Origin of the sequence: Mesorhizobium sanjuanii (genome assembly GCF_002529485.1) — a bacterium.
Classification (GTDB): domain Bacteria; phylum Pseudomonadota; class Alphaproteobacteria; order Rhizobiales; family Rhizobiaceae; genus Mesorhizobium; species Mesorhizobium sanjuanii.
The window spans coordinates 49,759-65,676 of sequence record NZ_NWQG01000047.1 but is presented as its reverse complement, the minus strand read 5'-3'; the positions used below and the strand labels follow the sequence as shown (position 1 = coordinate 65,676).

Sequence of the window (15,918 nt, the reverse complement as noted above, 5' to 3'; positions counted from 1 at the left end):
GACGAATTGAGCAGCTTGTAGACCGGCGAGCCGGTGTCGCGCACCGAGGACGTCCGGGTGTTGTCGACGTTGGCCTGCTTGTTGATGTCGGTCCCGCCAACATTGTCGTTGCGGGCGTAGGCGCTGCCAGCGGCAATCAAAAGAGCGGCGGCAGTAAGAACAATCTTCTTCATTTTTGGTACTCCTGAATTTCCGTATGCCGGGATTTCGTATCCCGGCAGGGCGGCGGCAACCCGCCGTTCCCTGTCTGATCGACCATGATCTTGCCGAACCCAGGGTTCGGGACCATGAGTCTCAATCGGTTTATTATCTGCCGAAGAGGTTACGGTCGCTGCCCTGGTTGACGGGCTTCTCGGCAGCAGCTTCCGACTTCTGAGTGGAAGCCGTGTACGAGCTGTCGACCGCGGCGGCCGGCTGGTTGACGCCGTCGGAACCATAGTGGTCGCTGCCATTGGCAAAGGCGCTGCCCGAAATGGCCAGAACGGCGGCAGCAAGAACGAACTTTTTCATTTTAATACTCCAGAATTTCTGAATCCGAGATTCCGGGCGGCAGGCAATCCGCCGCCCCCTGATCTCAGTTGTTAGCGGTTGCCGAACAGGTTGCGGTCGCTGCCCTGAACGACGGGCTGCTCATCAGCGTGCGCCGACTTCTGAGTGGAAGCCGTATACGTGCTGTCGACTGCTGCGGCAGGCTGGTTCGCACCATTGGAACCGTAGTTGTCGCTACCAGCGAAGGCGCTGCCGGTGATGGCCATAAGGGCGGCGGCAGTAAGAGCGATCTTTTTCATTTTTGATACTCCAGTATCTCAGTTTTTGCGTCCGTCTAGCGGCGTGTCCTGGGAGGAATTCGCGTCGTTCGAACAGCCGCGATGTGGGTGGGTCGATCGCCGGTTTCCAATCACGAAGTTGTTTCGTGTGGACCATGACTCTGCATCTTGAAATTGTACCAAGAGCCCCCACTACCAATTTTTTTGTCAGCAATATCAATCTGCTATTACAAATCGCCTACGGATCACCAAGTGTGTCGGAGCGCCAGTGTTCACACCGTCCTGCACGCAGCGTCAACAGAAACGAACCGTTCGGTTCGATTTTAGAAGCAGCTAATAGTCACCTTTGGAAACTGCAAACCTTTTTTGCCCCCGCCGCAGTTCGGATTCGACGGCGACGGCAGCCGACAATGGCAGCCGGCAAAATGAGGTTCCGCCCTGCATTACCAGCTCGCAGGTTTCGCCGGCCGTGTCGCGCCGCATGGATACGATGTCGCTTTCATGCCGACAGCCGGCGGGCGGTCGTGATTAGATCATGGCATCTCAGGTGCCGCTTCGTGACGACGGGGCGGAGAATTGGGAAGCCGGTCAGAGTCCGGCGCTGCCCCCGCAACGGTGGTGGAGTTCAAGTCGCAACGGGAGACCACTGGGCCACGGCCTGGGAAGGTGTCGCGACGAGTCCGCGAGGACAACTCCTGAGCCCGGAAACCAGCCCGAGGTGATTGAACTCGACTGATCGCGGTGGGCGGTCAAGAGGCGGATAGGTCATGCCAGCCGTTCGCCGGCCTGCGCCGATCCTTACCTCCATCACCACCATAGTCAGTCCTTAGCCAAAAGGACAGGACATGGACACGCGCAACGACATGCTGAGGCTCTTGCACAGCCGCAGGGAAGGCTTTTCGCTCGAACAACCCTTCTACACCGATCCTGAGTTCTTCAAGCTCGACATGGAGCTGATCTGGTATCGCGACTGGCTGTTTATCGGCCATGATTGCGAATTGCCGAAGCCGGGCAGCTATATCACCGCCCAGATCGGCGACTATCCGATCGTGCTGGTGCGCGACCAGCAAGGCAAGATCAACGCCTTCCACAATTCCTGCCGCCATCGCGGCAGCCGTGTTTGCAACGCCGACAGGGGCACGGCGGCCAAGCTCGTCTGCCCCTATCACCAGTGGACCTATGAGCTGGACGGAAGGCTGCTGTTCGCCCGCCAGATGGCGGACGGTTTCGACAAGAGCCAGTTCGGCCTGAAGCCGGTCGCCTGCGAAAGCGTCGGCGGTTACATCTTCATCTGCCTGGCCAAGGAGCCGGCAGACTTCGCCCCGATGCGAGCGATGATCGAGCCCTATCTGCTGCCGCATCGGCTGCGCGAGGCAAAGGTCGCCTTCGAATCGACCATCGTCGAGAAGGGCAATTGGAAGCTCGTCTGGGAAAACAACCGCGAGTGCTATCATTGCGCCGGCAACCATCCGGAACTCTGCAAGACATTCCCGGAAGCGCCGACCGTGACCGGCGTACAAGGCGCCGACAGCGACCCGGAGATGCTGGCGCACTGGGCCAAATGCGAGGCGGCGGGCCTGCCGAGCAAGTTCCGCATCGATCCGGCCGGACAGTATCGCGCCACCCGCGCGCCGCTGCTGCGCGACGCCGTCAGCTACACGATGACGGGCAAGCGCGCCGTGAAGAGGAACCTTTCCGACAGCGTTGCCACGGACCGCATCGGCTCGCTGCTGCTCTACCATTATCCGACGACTTGGAACCACATACTCGGCGATCACGCCGTCACGTTCCGCGTGCTGCCGATCAGCGCCACGGAGACGGCTGTCACCACCAAATGGCTGGTCCACAAGGATGCGGTCGAGGGCGTCGATTACGATCTCGCCGAACTCACCCATGTCTGGACCGAGACCAACGACCAGGACCGCCGCATCGTCGAGGAGAACGCTTTCGGCATCCTTTCGCCGGCCTATGAGCCCGGTCCCTATTCGGAACTGCATGAAGGCGGCGTCATCCAGTTTGTCGAATGGTACGCCGCCTTCATCGGGCCCCGCCTTACCGAAGGCGAACGGCCGGCGCTTCGCAGCGTCGCCTGAGAGGTGAGGGGATGAATGCTATGACCGACCTTGGCCTCTACCGCCACCTCGACGAGATGGCGCCGTGGAACGACCGGCTGCAGGTGCTGGAGGTGATCGGCGTCAGCGACGAGGCGCCTGACGTGAAGACCTTCACCTTCCGCTCCGACAACCAGACCTGGTTCCGCTACAAGCCCGGGCAATTCGTGACGCTGGAACTGCCGAGCGCCGACGGTCCGCTGATGCGCACCTATACGCTGTCGTCCTCGCCGTCGCGACCGTTCTCGATCGCGGTGACGGTGAAGGCGCAGGCCGGCAGCATCGGCACGCGCTGGATGTTCGACAATCTGAAGCCCGGCGTTCATGTGAAGGCCTATGGGCCGGCGGGCGATTTCTCGTTGCATAGTCATCCTGCCGCCAAATATCTGTTCATTTCGGCCGGCTCCGGCGTGACCCCGATGATGTCGATGCTGCGCTGGCTGAACGACTGCGCGCCATGGACCGATGTCGGCTTCGTCAACTGCGCGCGGCGCGCGGAAGAGATCATCTTCCGCAAGGAGCTCGAACTGCTGGGCAGCCGCATGCCGGGGCTGACGCTCGGCTTCATGATCGAGGAGCGCTCCAGCCGCGAGGGCTGGTTCGGCCATATGGGCCGGATCGACGCGATCCGGCTGCCGCTCTTGGCACCCGATTTCCGAGAGCGCGAAATCTTCTGCTGCGGCCCCGATCCGTTCATGCGCGCGGTGCGGCAGATGCTGGAGGCCGCCGGCTTCGCCATGGACAACTACCACCAGGAAAGCTTTGCCGCACCCGCGATGGAGGAATTACCGGCTCCCTTTGCGTCGCCGGCAGGCGGTGGGACCGAGATGCCCGCCGCGGCCGCAACGCCGATCCGGTTCTCGCTTTCGGATGTCGATGCCGAATGCGTTGCCGGCCAGACGGTGCTGCAGACGGCGCGCGCCTCGGGCGTCAGAATCCCCGCGGCCTGCGAGTTCGGCCTGTGCGGAACCTGCAAGGTGAAGAAGATCTCGGGCAGCGTCGAGATGAGCCACAATGGCGGGATCCTCGACCACGAGATCGAAGACGGCTTCATCCTGGCCTGCTGTTCGAAGCCATTAACGGCGATCGAGATCGAAGCCTGAGGGATATTTCGACCATTTGTCCCGTGCAAGTGTGCCGAAGGGGTCGTTGATCGGCACTCTATCTTGCCAAAGAAGGGTCGACTGGCTAGATGCTTTCATCAGCGGTGGGGTAGGTCGCGACGACCGGCGATTCGCATCCCGTGCGTCCGAGGCGGGGATTAAACGATGCAACAATTGGTCTACGCGGTGGCGAGCAAGGACATCGTTTTTGAGTCCTTCGACGGCGAAGCCGTCGTGCTCGACCTTTCCACCGGGAAATATTTCGGCTTCTCCGATTCGGGCAGCAGGGTCTGGGAAGCGCTGTCATCAAGCGTTGCCGCCCACGCGCTGGTCGGGCAGACGGCGGGCGGGGCGACAATAAGGTTGGCCGAGCTCGAGAGCTTCGTTGCACAACTGCTCGAATTCGGCCTGCTCGTGCCCGCGGCCGATGCCACCGCGCAACCCATTTCGGGCGCCCTTCTTGCGGAACTCGCCGGCACCAGCGAGCCGCTCAAGGTCGACATCCATGACGACCTTGCCGATCTTATCGTGGTCGATCCGATCCATGAGGTCGAGGAACCTCGGGGCTGGCCGGCGGTCAAACAGGCGTCCTGAAACACTAGGGCGGCCGCCCCTTCGCCACATCCGGGCGATACTGGAACATGTCAGCCATGCCGCGCGTCACCCTCCAATCCCTGCCGGACTATGCCCGCTATGTGCTGGCCGCGGCGGAAGACGCCGCTTCGAGCTATGCCGTCACCGCGAAGGCCGACTTGCCGCGGCTGGAGTTGACGGCGCATCTCAGCCCCGGCCCGCTGGCGGCGGCAATCGATCAGGCTTTTGTCCAGGCTCGGGACGACCGAACCGCAACAGGCGACTGCCGCATTTTCGTTGCCGACCCCAACATTGAAGGCATTCCCGTCCCGGCGAGCTGGGGTCAGGCCCATTTCACGCATCATAGCTTCGCCACCACGCTGGCCGAGGCCGGATTGCGCGGCAACCACTATCACGACCTGGACTTCTGGCAGTTCTACGATCCGGAGCGCCGCATCGGCGTGCAGTTGATGGCATCGCCCGAGGCTTTTCCGCCATGGGAGCCCGGTGCGCCGCTGCGCGCCTTCCTGCACTGGGAGTATGCGGCGCGCGGCATGCGGCTGGCCCATGCCGGCACGCTGGGCCTCGATGGCAAAGGCATTCTGCTGGCCGGCTCGGGCGGAGCCGGGAAATCGGGAACGGTCGTTGCCGGCCTGCTCAACGGACTGGACAGCGTCGGCGACGACTATGTGCTGATCGATGCGGCCAATGGCGTGAGAGCCCATCCGCTGTTCGCGACGCTGAAGCAGGACCCCAAAGGCTTCCAGCGGCTCGAGCTGAAGCACAGGCTAACGTCTTATGGTGCACTGAACTGGCAGGGCAAGCATCAGTTCCGCATCGATGACATCGCGGCGCGGCCAGTGCCCGCAAGTCTGGATATCGTCGCGCTGCTGGTGCCACATATCGGCGGAGGTGAGGCAAGCTCGATCATGCCCGTGTCGCGCAAGGACGCCATGATTGCATTGGCGCCGTCCGGAATCGCCCAGATGCCAGGCGAGCGGGAAAGCGGCTTTCGCTTCTTCAGCGACCTCACGCGCCTGCTGCCATGCTACCGCCTGTCACTGGGGACGCGACCGGAGGAGATCGCCGGGACGATTTCGGCGTTTCTCGCGCGGAGTGCGCCATGAAGCTGAGCGTGATCATGCCCGTCTACAATCGCGAGCGCTATATCGTTTCCGCGCTGCGCTCGCTGCTCAGGCAACGCGACGCCGCCAATCTCGATATCATCGTTATCGACGATGGCTCGACCGATAGCACGGCCGATGCCGTGCGCGCCATGATGAGCGAAGCGTCCTGCATTCGCCTGTTCCGGCAGGCGAATATGGGTGTCAGCAAGGCGCGAAACAGTGGGCTGCGGCGGTTGCTGCCGCAGACGGAGTTGGTGTCGTTTCTTGATTCCGACGACATCTCACCTGCCGGGCGCTTCAAGGCCGATCTTGCCTGCTTCACGGCCGATCCCGGCCTTGACCTGACCTATTCGCTGATGATGCTGGTCGACAGCATAGACGATGAGGCGCTGGAACCTGCCGCCGGCTGCCGCTCGATGATGCTTCGCGGGCTTTCGCTGAGTGCCGGGATATTCAGCCGGAAGCTCATCGAGCGAACCGGCGTCTTCGACGAGGCGTTCAGGCAATCCGAAGACACCGACTATTTGTTGCGCGTCTTCGAAAGCGGCCCCCGATACACGCTGCCCGACACCGTGGCGATCTATTACCGGCGTCATCCAGGCAATGCGACCAGGGAGCAAGGTGTCCCGGTCCGCGAATATCTGCGCGCGATCCACAAATCGATGCGGCGGCGCAAGGCCGATCCTTCGCTCCATCAGGTCGAGGGTATTTTCGAACTTAGGAGCCCGGCCGATTGGCAATTCACGTGACATATCGAAGGAGAGGATCGTTGCCCCCCGGAAACCTGGCCGGAGCAGGTCGCGCTGCCCTGGCGCAATTGCAGGGTGAAGCATGAAACTGAGCGTGATCATGCCTGTCTACAACCGCGAACGCTATGTCGGCGCGGCGCTGCGTTCGCTGCTCAGGCAATGCGATGACGCCGATCTCGACATCATCGTGGTCGATGACGGCTCGACCGACGCATCGGCAGAGGCGGTTCGCTCGCTGATCGAGCAGGCGCCATGCATCCGCCTGTTCCAGCAAGCCAATATGGGTGTCACCAAGGCGCGCAACGCCGGGCTGCAGCAATTGCTGCCGCAAACGCGGCTCGTCTCGTTTCTCGATTCGGACGACATCTCGCCCGCCGGCCGCTTCAGAGCCGATCTTGCCTGTTTCGCGGCCGATCCCGACCTTGACCTGACCTATTCGCGGATGACGCTTATAGACAGTATAGACGACGAGACGCTGGAACCGGCCGCCGACAGCCATTCCATAACCGTTCGCGGGATTCATCTGTCCGCCGGCATTTTCTCACGAAACCTTGTCGAGCGGATCGGCGGCTTCGACGAGGACTTCAACCAAGCCGAGGACACCGACTACCTGCTGCGCGTCTTCGAGAGCGGCCCGAGATTCCTCATGCCCGATACTGTTGCCCTCTACTACCGACGCCACCCCGGCAACATGACCAAGGAAAAGAACGTGCCGTTTCGCGAATTCATGCGCGCCATCCACAAATCGATAAAGCGGCGCAAGGCCAATCCTTCCCTGCACGCCGTCGACGGTATATTCGATTTCAAAGACCTCGCGCATTGGCGTTTCCTGTGATGGGGCGTTTCCTCTAATGTCCGGCTACGGCGTCGTTATTCCAGCCTTCAACGCGGCCACCACCATCGCCGAGACGTTGAGATCGGTCGTGGCTCAGTCGATCGAGCCCGACGCCATCGTCGTCGTCGACGACGGCTCGACCGACGACATGGCGGCTGTGATCAATGCGCTGGACCTGAAGGTGCGGTTGCTGCGCCAGGAAAACGCGGGGCCGGGCAGCGCCACGACCAGAGGCGTTGCCGCGCTGTCGACGCCATTTATCGCGACGCTCGATGCCGACGATTTGTGGTTGCCGACCAAGATCGAAGAACAGCTTACGCATTTCAGACTTTTTCCGAAGACGTCGGGCGTTTTTACCCATTGGTGCAACTTCCGCCACGACCGGCCCGATGCTCCAGAGGCCGTCACCGTGCCCGGCTGGTCGCGTTCGACAATGATGATCCGCCGCGAGGTCTTCGATGTTGTCGGGCCGATCGTCGATCCGCCCGGTGGCCGCGGCGAAATGATCGACTGGATCGCCCGGGCGCGGGAGGAGGGTCTGGTTCTCGACATGCTGGACGAGGCGCTGACATTGCGTCGCATCCGGCCCGGCAGCCTGTCCTATGGGCGCGATGCCACGCGCGACCGCGGCTATCTCGAGGTCGCCCGGCTCGCCATGCAGCGGGCCCGAAACAGGGCGGAACGTAGTTGATGGCCAGGACAATGCGGCGTATCGGCCGCCGGTTTCCGGACTATGGCTGGTCGTGGCCGACCGGCAAGCTCGACCAATTGCTCAAGGCTGCGCTTCTTCCCGATGAAGAAGCGGCCTGCCAATGCGCCATGCGCTGGCTTGACGAAAACGACATCGACCTCGTCTCCTTTCGCGAGCACCGGCTGCTCGCCGCCATTTCCGACAGGTTCGGCAGGAAGCTTGCCGTCCATGCCGCCTACCCGCGCCTTGTCGGCCTGCAGAAGATGCTGTGGACCAAATCGCGGATGGCGATGCGCGAGGCCGAGCCGGCGCTGAAGGCTATGGTGGAGGCCGGATCGGAGGTCATGCTGATCAAGGGCGCCAGCCGCATTGCCGTCGATGCGTCGGCGCAGCGCGGCCGGGTGGCGCATGACATCGACATATTGGTGCGCCCGCAGGACATGGTCACAGCCTTTGACGTGCTGCGCGACCGCGACTGGCAGATCGCCACCGGCGTCAGCCCGCAATATTTGCGGGCCAGACTGTTGTCCGTGCGCTCGATGAACTTCTTCAAGGGCAGCTTCGGCGACATCGACCTGCACCAGTTCGGCTATGACGGATCTCAATCAAGTTCGGAAGACGATCTGGCGATCTGGCGCCGCGCAATAGCGGCCGAATTCAGCGGCGTCAGCGTGTCTGTTCCCTCGCCGGCCGATCGCATCGCGCTCGCCATCGCGCATGGCGGCCTCGACGCCCACACCCACAGCGACTGGCTGGTCGATTGCGCGGTGGCTATCGATGGCGGCGATGTCGACTGGGATGTGTTCCTCGATATCGCAGCCAGACGCGGCCTTGCCGTGGCTGCGGCGGTGGCGCTTTCCTATCTCGCGGTGGAGATCGGCATTGCCGTGCCCGAAGCGCCACTGGCAAGGATTGTGGCGATGGCGGATCGCGCCGGCCTGTCGCGCTGGTCCTCGGTGCTGCAAGCCAAGCCGCGCACGGATTTCGGCGGCCTCGTCTGGTTGTCGCGCGGCTTTGCCAAGCAGCTGCGCTTGAAACGCAAGAAGGGCCGGCTGCGGCAATCGGCGCCTGATATCGTCTGGCGCGGCAGGTCGGCTATGCCCAAGACGAAGACGGCGCCCGCGCCATTCGTGCTTTCACAGACGATTCCCTATCCCCAGACGACTCCCTATTTGGAAATGACTGGCGAGCTGATGCTTGAGGTGACCGTCAGGATCGCCGTTCCGCCGGTCCGGCGCCGCATCGAGATGGAGATCAATGCCGCTGGGCGGCATGTCGCCCGCTTGCGGTCGGTGGCGTTCAGCCGCTCCGGTGGCGAAAGGGTGCTGCACTTTCGCGGCAAGGTGACGCTGGACGGTGCAAGTCAGGCATTGGTGCTCGAGGCCCGGCCGTCCCGCCAGTTCCGGCAATGGGACGATGAGGCGACTGTCGCCACCTATGGTGCGCTGCCGTTCCAACTGCTGTCGGCGCATTTTTCGCCACTCGACTGAAACCGCCCGCGGGGAACCGCAGATACAGGCAAGTGGCCGGGCGACCCGGCACCGCGTGGCATGCAGCCTTGCAAAATGCTGATGTGCCCCGTTGCTCCTGACTTCCAGCAGCACGAATCCGCTCATGAACCGATCCCGTCCCGACATAATCGGGATGACAATATCTATTTGTTTTCAAAGGTCTTTCTCGACAATCGAGCTTCAACTCGATGGGTCATGCTCTAAAACTCTCGACACGCCTTGACATTTGTCGACCATAAATTGACTATTGTCATATTCGATGTCCTGGGCGGAGGCTGCCAGCGTCGATCGGCTCCAAGGATTGCCGGACATACGGGAGGAGAGAAGGTGGAGCTTTTGCTCGAGGTTGAAGGGCTGAAAAAGTCCTTTGGTGGCGTCGCCGCCTTGCGCGACGGCCGCTTTCAGCTTCGCGCCGGTACGGTTCATGCGCTCTGCGGCGGCAATGGCGCCGGCAAATCGACCTTTCTCAAAATACTGATGGGCATCTTCGGCCGCGATGCCGGCTCGATCCGCCGCCGCGGCAAGGAGGTGGAATTCGCCAGCCCAGCCGACGCACTGGCTTCGGGCATCGCCATCATCGAGCAGGAACTCAGCCCCGTTCCCCACATGTCGGTTGCCGAGAACATCTATCTCGGCCGCGAGCCCAAGGCGCGGTTCGGCGGCATCGATTTCCGCGCGATGAACCGGTCCGCGCAAGGACTGCTGGACGATCTCGAATTCGATATCCGGGCCACGCAGTACATGATGAACCTCTCGGTCGCCCAGATGCAGCTCGTCGAGATCGCCAAGGCGCTCAGCCACGACGCGGAGGTCATCTTCATGGATGAGCCGACCTCGGCGATCGGCGAGCGGGAGGCGCAGCATCTGTTCGCCGCGATCCGCCGCCTGCAGGCGCAAGGGCGCGGCATCGTCTACGTCTCCCACCGTCTGTCGGAGATCTTCCAGATCGCCGATTCCTACACGGTCTTTCGCGACGGCGCTTATGTCGGCAGCGGAGCGCTCGGGGACATCGATCGGCCCGGCCTGATCCGCATGATCGTCGGCCGCGAGATGTCGGAAGAATTTGCCAAGACCAACACGCCGACATCGCAACCCGGTATCGAGGTTGCCGCGCTCTCTTGCCCGAACAAGATCGCGGACATCTCGTTTTCTGTGCGCAAGGGCGAGATTTTCGGCATTTACGGCCTGATGGGAGCCGGTCGTACGGAGATCTTCAACTGCCTGTTCGGACTCGACAAGCCGTCGGCGGGAAGCATCAAGGTCGACGGAACCGAGGTCAGCATCGCAAAGCCGGCGGATGCCATGGCGCATGGGCTGGCGCTGGTCACCGAGGACCGCAAGCTGACCGGTCTCAATCTCGCCGATTCCGTGCGCGCGAACATCTGCATGGCGAGCCTGCCTGAAATGAGCCCTACCTTCGCCATGGATCGGGCGCGGGAGGCGGACGCAAGCCGTGGCATGCGGGAAAAATTCCAGATCAAGGCGGCCCGCGACACCATGCCGGTCTCCGGCCTTTCAGGCGGCAACCAGCAGAAGGTGGTGCTCGGCAAATGGTTCCTTCGCAATCCGAAGGTGCTGCTCCTGGACGAGCCGACCCGCGGCGTCGATGTCGGCGCCAAGCGTGAAATCTACCGGATCATCAGCGACTTCGCCTCCTCCGGCGGCACGGTGGTGATGATCTCGTCGGAAATCGACGAAGTTCTCGGCATGTCGGACCGGATCATGGTGATGCGGGCCGGCAGAAGTGCCGGTACCTTCGGCCGGGAGGAAACGAATGCCCAATCGCTCGTCCATCTCTCAACCTGAACAGGGACAGGGTGTTCGCTCAATGGCAGAGGAATCGATGATGTCGGCTGGCGACAACAAAAATTCGAAGGGTTGGCTCGGTTCGGAGCAGCGCCGGCTGTTGATCCAGGAATACGGCATCTTCCTCGCCTTCCTGATCCTGGTGGCGGTCCTGTCGGTCTCCAACGAATTCTTCCTGACGGCCGGCAACATCTCGAACGTGCTGCTGCAGACCTCGATCAACGGCGTTCTCGCCATCGGCATGACTTTCGTCGTCCTGACGCGCGGCATCGATCTCTCGGTCGGCTCCGTCGTGGCGCTTGCAGGCATTGTCAGCGCGAGCTTCGTGACCAGTTCGGCGACCGCCGGGATCTCCGGCGCGCCCTATCCGGTCGCCCTGGGCCTCGGCATCGGCCTGCTGGTCGGCATCGCCTGCGGCGCCATTTCCGGCGTGATCGTGTCGCGGTTTTCGGTGCCGGCCTTCGTGGCGACGCTGGGCATGCTGTCGGCGGCACGCGGAATGACCCTCATCTATGGTGGAGGCCGTCCCGTCCCCGCGCTGACGCCGGCCTTCCGCTGGATCGGCACAGGCAACATCCTTGGCATACCCGCGCCGGTCGTCATTCTCGCAGTCGTGTTCGCCATCTCCTGGTGGATCCTCAACCGCACCCGTTTCGGCCGCTACATCTATGCCGTCGGCGGCAACCCGCATGCGGCCAGGACCTCGGGCATCAACATCACCCGCACGCAGTTCGCCGTCTATGTCATCTCCGGCGGTCTTGCCGGCCTCGCCGGGATGCTGCTCAGCGCCCGCACCGGTTCCGCCCTGCCCCAGGCCGGCATTGCCTACGAGCTGGACGCGATTGCGGCGGTGGTGATCGGCGGAACCAGCCTTTCCGGGGGCGTCGGGCGGGTGACCGGCACGCTGATCGGCGCGCTGATCATCGGCGTCATGAACAACGGCCTCGATCTGATGGGTATCCAATCCTACTACCAGCAAGTCCTCAAGGGCGCCCTGATCGTTGGCGCCGTGATGCTTGATCAGAAGAGAAACTACGGGGCCTAGACAATAAGGCCCCTTCCGGTACCGGACCCGCAGCACGCGCGTCCGTGAAGGCGAACCATGTCGGTCGCTCACTCAAAGTGGAGGTAACGAAATGAAAAGATTGATGATTGCGCTCGCATCCGCGACCGCTCTGCTGGCTTCGTCGGCCATGGCGCAGGAGAAGATCAAGATCGGCGCGGCGCCTTACGGGTTGAACGCCGAGTTCATGCAGATCTGGGCGGCAGCGCTCCAGGAGCACCCGGCGGTCAAGAGCGGCGAAGTCGAACTGACAGTGTTCGACGGCCGTTATGACGCCCTGGTCCAGCAGGACCAGTTCAAGACGATGGCGACGCAGAAATACAACGCCATCATCTTCGCTCCGATCGACGTCGACGCCGGCGCCGCGGCGGTGCAGACGGCCGCCGATGCCGGCATTCCGGTCATCGGCTCGAACACCCGCGTCAATTCCGATCTGCTGACCTCCTATGTCGGATCCGACGACACGATCTCGGGCTACATGGAAGCCAAGACCGTGCTCGACAAGATCGGCTGCAAGGGCAATGTGGTCATCCTCGAAGGGCCGATCGGCCAGTCGGCGCAGATTTCCCGTCTCGAAGGCAACAAGAAGGCGCTTGCCGAGTGCCCGGATGTCAAGATCCTCGAGGATCAGACCGCAAACTGGTCGCGCGCCGAAGCCCAGACGCTGATGGAGAACTGGCTTACCGCCCATCCGAACCAGATCAACGGCGTGATCGGCCAGAATGACGAAATGGCCCTCGGCGCCATCGAGGCGATCAAGGCCGCCGGCCTCGACCTGAAGAGCTTCACCGTTGCCGGCATCGACGGCATCACCGATGCGCTTCACGCAGTCAAGGCCGGTGAGATGACCTCGATCCTGCAGGACGCGCGTGCCCAGGCTCAGGGTGCGCTCGACCTTGCCATCTTCGCTGCCAAGAAGGGTGACTACAAGCCGCAGTCCGACATCTGGGCGACCTACAAGGACATGCCGTGGAAAGACGGCAAGGAGAAGATCTACAATGTGCCGTGGACGCCGGTGACGGCGGAAAACGTCGACCAGCTTCTGGCGACGCGCAAGTAATCCGGCCGTGGGGTGGGCTCTCCTGGCGCACCCCACGTTCCAACAGAGAAGAGAGCCATGACTGATTCAATCCAGGTTGATCTCAATTTTTCGCTGGGCGGCAAGGTCGCCCTGGTCACCGGCGGCGCCTCCGGCATCGGCAGCGCCATTGCCTCGGCATTCGCCACGAAGGGCGCTACTGTCGGGGTGATCGATATCAATGAATCGGTTGCCAAGGCGAAGGCCGACGAACTCGGCAACGGCGCGAAATCCTTCGTCTGCGACGTGTCCGATCCGCGATCCGTGGACGCCGTCTTCGCGGCGGCGCAAGCGGCCTTCGGCCATGTCGACATCGTCGTCAACAGCGCCGGCGTCGCCATTCTCGCTCCCGCCGAGGAACTCAGCCTCGACGCCTGGGACAAGACCATCGACATCAATCTCAAGGGAACGTTCCTGGTCTCCCAGGCTGCTGGACGCGCCATGATCAAAGCCGGCAAGGGCGGCAAGATCATCAACATGGCCTCGCAGGCAGCCACGGTCGCGATCGACCAGCATGTCGCCTACTGCGCCTCGAAATTCGGCGTCATCGGCCTGTCCAAGACGCTTGCCGCGGAATGGGGCAAGCACGGCATCACGGTCAACACGATTTCGCCGACCGTGGTGCTGACCGACCTCGGCCGGAAGGCCTGGGACAACCCGCGCGGCGAGGCGCTGAAGCAACGCATTCCGACTGGCCGCTTTGCCTTCCCTCAGGAGATCGCCGCCGCCGCCGTGTTCCTGGCATCGAACGGCGCCGACATGATCAACGGCGCCGACCTGCTGGTCGATGGCGGCTACACAATTGTCTGACCGGCGCAAGATTGGAGCAACAATGCAGCGGTTCATCAACAATCCCGACGAGGTCGTCGAGGATACGGTCAAGGGCTTCGTCAAGGCGCATGCCGATCTCGTCAGGCTCGCCAGCAATCCCCGCGTCATCGCCGCCCGCCATGCGCCGGTCGACGGCAAGGTCGGCGTGATCACCGGCGGCGGCTCCGGCCACGAGCCGGCCTTCATCGGCTACACCGGCCGCAACATGCTGGACGCGGTCGCGGTCGGCGAGCTCTTCTCGTCACCGACGGCAAAGAGCTTCCTTGACGCCGCCCGGGAGGCCAATGGCGGCAAAGGCGTCGTCTGCCTCTACGGCAATTATGCCGGCGACAACATGAACGTGAAAATGGCCATCAAGCTCGCGGCCAAGGAAGACATTACGATCGCAACCGTCGTCGCCAATGACGATGTCTGCTCGGCAGGACCGGACGAGCGCGAAAAGCGCAGGGGCGTCGCCGGCGAGATCTTCATGTGGAAATGCGCCGGCGCCCTGGCCGCGGAAGGCGCCAGCCTCGAGGCCGTTCAGGCGGTGGCACAAAGGGCTATCGACAATTGCCGTTCGATCGGCGTCGGCCTCGGCCCCTGCACGCTGCCGGCGGTCGGGCATCCCAATTTCCTGATCGAGCCTGGCACGATGGAAGTCGGCATCGGTCATCACGGCGAACCGGGTGTACGGGTGGAGCCACTGAAGCCCGCAGCCGAAATCGCACGGGACATGGCCAAGATCGTTCTCGATGACCACGATCTGGCGGCGGGAACCGAAGTTGCGGTGCTGGTGTCGGGCCTCGGCGCCACGCCGGCCAACGAACTCTATATCCTCAATGATACGATCGAACAGGAGATCACCGGACGCGGCCTGACCATCCACAAGACCTATATCGGCAACTATTTCACCTCATTGGAAATGGTCGGCGCCACGCTCACGGTCATGGCGCTCGACGCCGAGCTGAAACGGCTGCTGGATGTGGATGTCGATTGTCCGGCAAGGCTTTAGGAAACAGGCGAATGCAGCAGTTTGAAAACGCTTCCGCCGGCGACATCGTCCTTTCGATCGCCGACCGGATCATCGAAAACCGGGCGTATCTGAGCGAGATCGACGGCAAGATCGGAGACGGCGACCACGGCGTCAACATGGCCAAGGGTTTTGGCATGGCGGCGGACAGGATCCGGGGCAACGACATGTCGCTGGCAACGGCCCTCGACACGCTGGGCACCGTGCTGATGACCGAGATCGGCGGCTCGATGGGTCCACTCTATGGCGTCATGTTCACGCAATTCGCCGAAACGATCGAGAAATCCCCTGCCATCGACGTCCGGACGTTCAGCGCCATGCTCAGCAACGGTCTCGACGGCATCCAGTCGATCGGCTCGGCCAAGGTCGGCGACAAGACACTGCTGGACACGCTCGTTCCGGCCATCGAGGCCTTCGACGCCGCCAATGCCGACGGCAAGTCGTTCCCGGACGCCCTGGATGCGCTCGTCGTTGCGGCTGAAAAAGGCCGCGACAGCACCAGGGATCTCGTGGCGAAGGTTGGGCGGGCCAGTCGCCTCGGCGAACGCTCGGTCGGCGTCCTCGACGCCGGCGCCACATCCTGTGCATTGATCCTGAAAGCCCTGGCGCTCGGCGCCAAGCAGAAACTGCTGATGTCGGCGACCGCCGGCCGTTGAATTGT

The 15,918-nt window shown here is 62.7% G+C and carries 17 protein-coding genes and 1 riboswitch; of the genes, 14 read left to right on the top strand and 3 right to left on the bottom strand.

All coding sequences use genetic code 11. The features are described from left to right. The 3 genes from CN311_RS33370 to CN311_RS09520 all read right to left on the bottom strand — a co-directional run. Positions 1-173, bottom strand: a 173-nt coding sequence (locus tag CN311_RS33370; RefSeq protein ID WP_097573080.1) for a DUF680 domain-containing protein, incomplete at its 3' end; no start/stop codon positions are given. A gap of 133 nt (positions 174-306) precedes the next feature. Next, positions 307-510, bottom strand: coding sequence for a DUF680 domain-containing protein (locus tag CN311_RS09525; protein WP_097573078.1), 204 nt, complete (start codon positions 508-510; stop codon positions 307-309). Positions 511-581: 71 nt separating this feature from the next. After that, the gene (locus CN311_RS09520) at positions 582-788 is read right to left on the bottom strand and encodes a DUF680 domain-containing protein (protein WP_097573076.1); all 207 of its coding nucleotides are present in this window, start codon (positions 786-788) and stop codon (positions 582-584) included. 507 nt (positions 789-1,295) lie between these two features. Continuing rightward, positions 1,296-1,498: riboswitch (cobalamin riboswitch) on the top strand. 114 nt (positions 1,499-1,612) lie between these two features. Here CN311_RS09520 and CN311_RS09515 point away from each other — a divergent pair. From CN311_RS09515 to dhaL, 14 genes are all read left to right on the top strand, one after another. Continuing rightward, a complete protein-coding gene (locus CN311_RS09515) occupies positions 1,613-2,860 on the top strand; it encodes an aromatic ring-hydroxylating oxygenase subunit alpha (protein WP_097573075.1) in 1,248 nt (415 codons plus the stop codon). A gap of 20 nt (positions 2,861-2,880) precedes the next feature. Continuing rightward, entirely contained in the window at positions 2,881-3,981 is a 1,101-nt protein-coding gene (locus CN311_RS09510) for an FAD-binding oxidoreductase (RefSeq protein WP_097573073.1), read from the top strand. A 165-nt stretch (positions 3,982-4,146) separates the two neighbouring features. After that, complete coding sequence (locus CN311_RS09505) at positions 4,147-4,575, top strand: PqqD family peptide modification chaperone (protein WP_097573071.1); 429 nt, start codon at positions 4,147-4,149, stop codon at positions 4,573-4,575. Between the two features lie 56 nt (positions 4,576-4,631). Next, positions 4,632-5,681, top strand: a complete 1,050-nt coding sequence (locus CN311_RS09500; RefSeq protein WP_097573092.1) for a serine kinase — start codon at positions 4,632-4,634, stop codon at positions 5,679-5,681. Then, positions 5,678-6,430, top strand: coding sequence for a glycosyltransferase family 2 protein (locus CN311_RS09495; RefSeq protein ID WP_097573070.1), 753 nt, complete (start codon positions 5,678-5,680; stop codon positions 6,428-6,430). Before CN311_RS09500 ends, CN311_RS09495 begins: the two co-directional genes overlap by 4 nt. Before the next feature lie 82 nt (positions 6,431-6,512). Further along, positions 6,513-7,265, top strand: a complete 753-nt coding sequence (locus CN311_RS09490) for a glycosyltransferase family 2 protein (RefSeq protein WP_097573068.1) — start codon at positions 6,513-6,515, stop codon at positions 7,263-7,265. A 16-nt stretch (positions 7,266-7,281) separates the two neighbouring features. Continuing rightward, complete coding sequence (locus tag CN311_RS09485; protein WP_097573066.1) at positions 7,282-7,956, top strand: glycosyltransferase family A protein; 675 nt, start codon at positions 7,282-7,284, stop codon at positions 7,954-7,956. Next, on the top strand, positions 7,956-9,446 hold the full coding sequence (locus tag CN311_RS09480; RefSeq protein WP_165779642.1) for a nucleotidyltransferase family protein: 1,491 nt from the start codon (positions 7,956-7,958) through the stop codon (positions 9,444-9,446). The genes CN311_RS09485 and CN311_RS09480 overlap by 1 nt, the downstream gene beginning before the upstream one ends. A gap of 348 nt (positions 9,447-9,794) precedes the next feature. Then, complete coding sequence (locus CN311_RS09475) at positions 9,795-11,273, top strand: sugar ABC transporter ATP-binding protein (RefSeq protein WP_097573063.1); 1,479 nt, start codon at positions 9,795-9,797, stop codon at positions 11,271-11,273. A 40-nt stretch (positions 11,274-11,313) separates the two neighbouring features. Then, positions 11,314-12,318: an ABC transporter permease gene (locus tag CN311_RS09470; RefSeq protein WP_097573090.1), complete on the top strand. Its 1,005-nt coding sequence runs from the start codon at positions 11,314-11,316 to the stop codon at positions 12,316-12,318. 91 nt (positions 12,319-12,409) lie between these two features. Next, the gene (locus CN311_RS09465) at positions 12,410-13,396 is read left to right on the top strand and encodes a substrate-binding domain-containing protein (protein WP_097573062.1); all 987 of its coding nucleotides are present in this window, start codon (positions 12,410-12,412) and stop codon (positions 13,394-13,396) included. Between the two features lie 57 nt (positions 13,397-13,453). Beyond that, positions 13,454-14,224 (top strand): SDR family oxidoreductase, encoded by a 771-nt coding sequence (locus CN311_RS09460; protein ID WP_097573060.1) that lies wholly within the window; start codon positions 13,454-13,456, stop codon positions 14,222-14,224. 22 nt (positions 14,225-14,246) lie between these two features. Next, positions 14,247-15,239: a dihydroxyacetone kinase subunit DhaK gene (locus tag CN311_RS09455; RefSeq protein WP_097573058.1), complete on the top strand. Its 993-nt coding sequence runs from the start codon at positions 14,247-14,249 to the stop codon at positions 15,237-15,239. Between the two features lie 11 nt (positions 15,240-15,250). Continuing rightward, the gene (dhaL, locus tag CN311_RS09450; protein WP_097573056.1) at positions 15,251-15,913 is read left to right on the top strand and encodes a dihydroxyacetone kinase subunit DhaL; all 663 of its coding nucleotides are present in this window, start codon (positions 15,251-15,253) and stop codon (positions 15,911-15,913) included. Positions 15,914-15,918: the final 5 nt, after the last annotated feature.

Excerpts from the sequence above, each read along its gene's own strand:
- dhaL (WP_097573056.1), top strand. The coding sequence starts at position 15,251 with ATGCAGCAGTTTGAAAACGCTTCCGCCGGCGACATCGTCCTTTCGATC.
- CN311_RS09525 (WP_097573078.1), bottom strand. The coding sequence starts at position 510 with ATGAAAAAGTTCGTTCTTGCTGCCGCCGTTCTGGCCATTTCGGGCAGC.
- CN311_RS09465 (WP_097573062.1), top strand. The coding sequence starts at position 12,410 with ATGAAAAGATTGATGATTGCGCTCGCATCCGCGACCGCTCTGCTGGCT.
- CN311_RS09490 (WP_097573068.1), top strand. The coding sequence starts at position 6,513 with ATGAAACTGAGCGTGATCATGCCTGTCTACAACCGCGAACGCTATGTC.
- CN311_RS09480 (WP_165779642.1), top strand. The coding sequence starts at position 7,956 with ATGGCCAGGACAATGCGGCGTATCGGCCGCCGGTTTCCGGACTATGGC.
- CN311_RS09510 (WP_097573073.1), top strand. The coding sequence starts at position 2,881 with ATGACCGACCTTGGCCTCTACCGCCACCTCGACGAGATGGCGCCGTGG.
- CN311_RS09485 (WP_097573066.1), top strand. The coding sequence starts at position 7,282 with ATGTCCGGCTACGGCGTCGTTATTCCAGCCTTCAACGCGGCCACCACC.
- CN311_RS09460 (WP_097573060.1), top strand. The coding sequence starts at position 13,454 with ATGACTGATTCAATCCAGGTTGATCTCAATTTTTCGCTGGGCGGCAAG.
- CN311_RS09520 (WP_097573076.1), bottom strand. The coding sequence starts at position 788 with ATGAAAAAGATCGCTCTTACTGCCGCCGCCCTTATGGCCATCACCGGC.
- CN311_RS09495 (WP_097573070.1), top strand. The coding sequence starts at position 5,678 with ATGAAGCTGAGCGTGATCATGCCCGTCTACAATCGCGAGCGCTATATC.
- CN311_RS09470 (WP_097573090.1), top strand. The coding sequence starts at position 11,314 with ATGTCGGCTGGCGACAACAAAAATTCGAAGGGTTGGCTCGGTTCGGAG.
- CN311_RS09515 (WP_097573075.1), top strand. The coding sequence starts at position 1,613 with ATGGACACGCGCAACGACATGCTGAGGCTCTTGCACAGCCGCAGGGAA.
- CN311_RS09500 (WP_097573092.1), top strand. The coding sequence starts at position 4,632 with ATGCCGCGCGTCACCCTCCAATCCCTGCCGGACTATGCCCGCTATGTG.
- CN311_RS09455 (WP_097573058.1), top strand. The coding sequence starts at position 14,247 with ATGCAGCGGTTCATCAACAATCCCGACGAGGTCGTCGAGGATACGGTC.
- CN311_RS09505 (WP_097573071.1), top strand. The coding sequence starts at position 4,147 with ATGCAACAATTGGTCTACGCGGTGGCGAGCAAGGACATCGTTTTTGAG.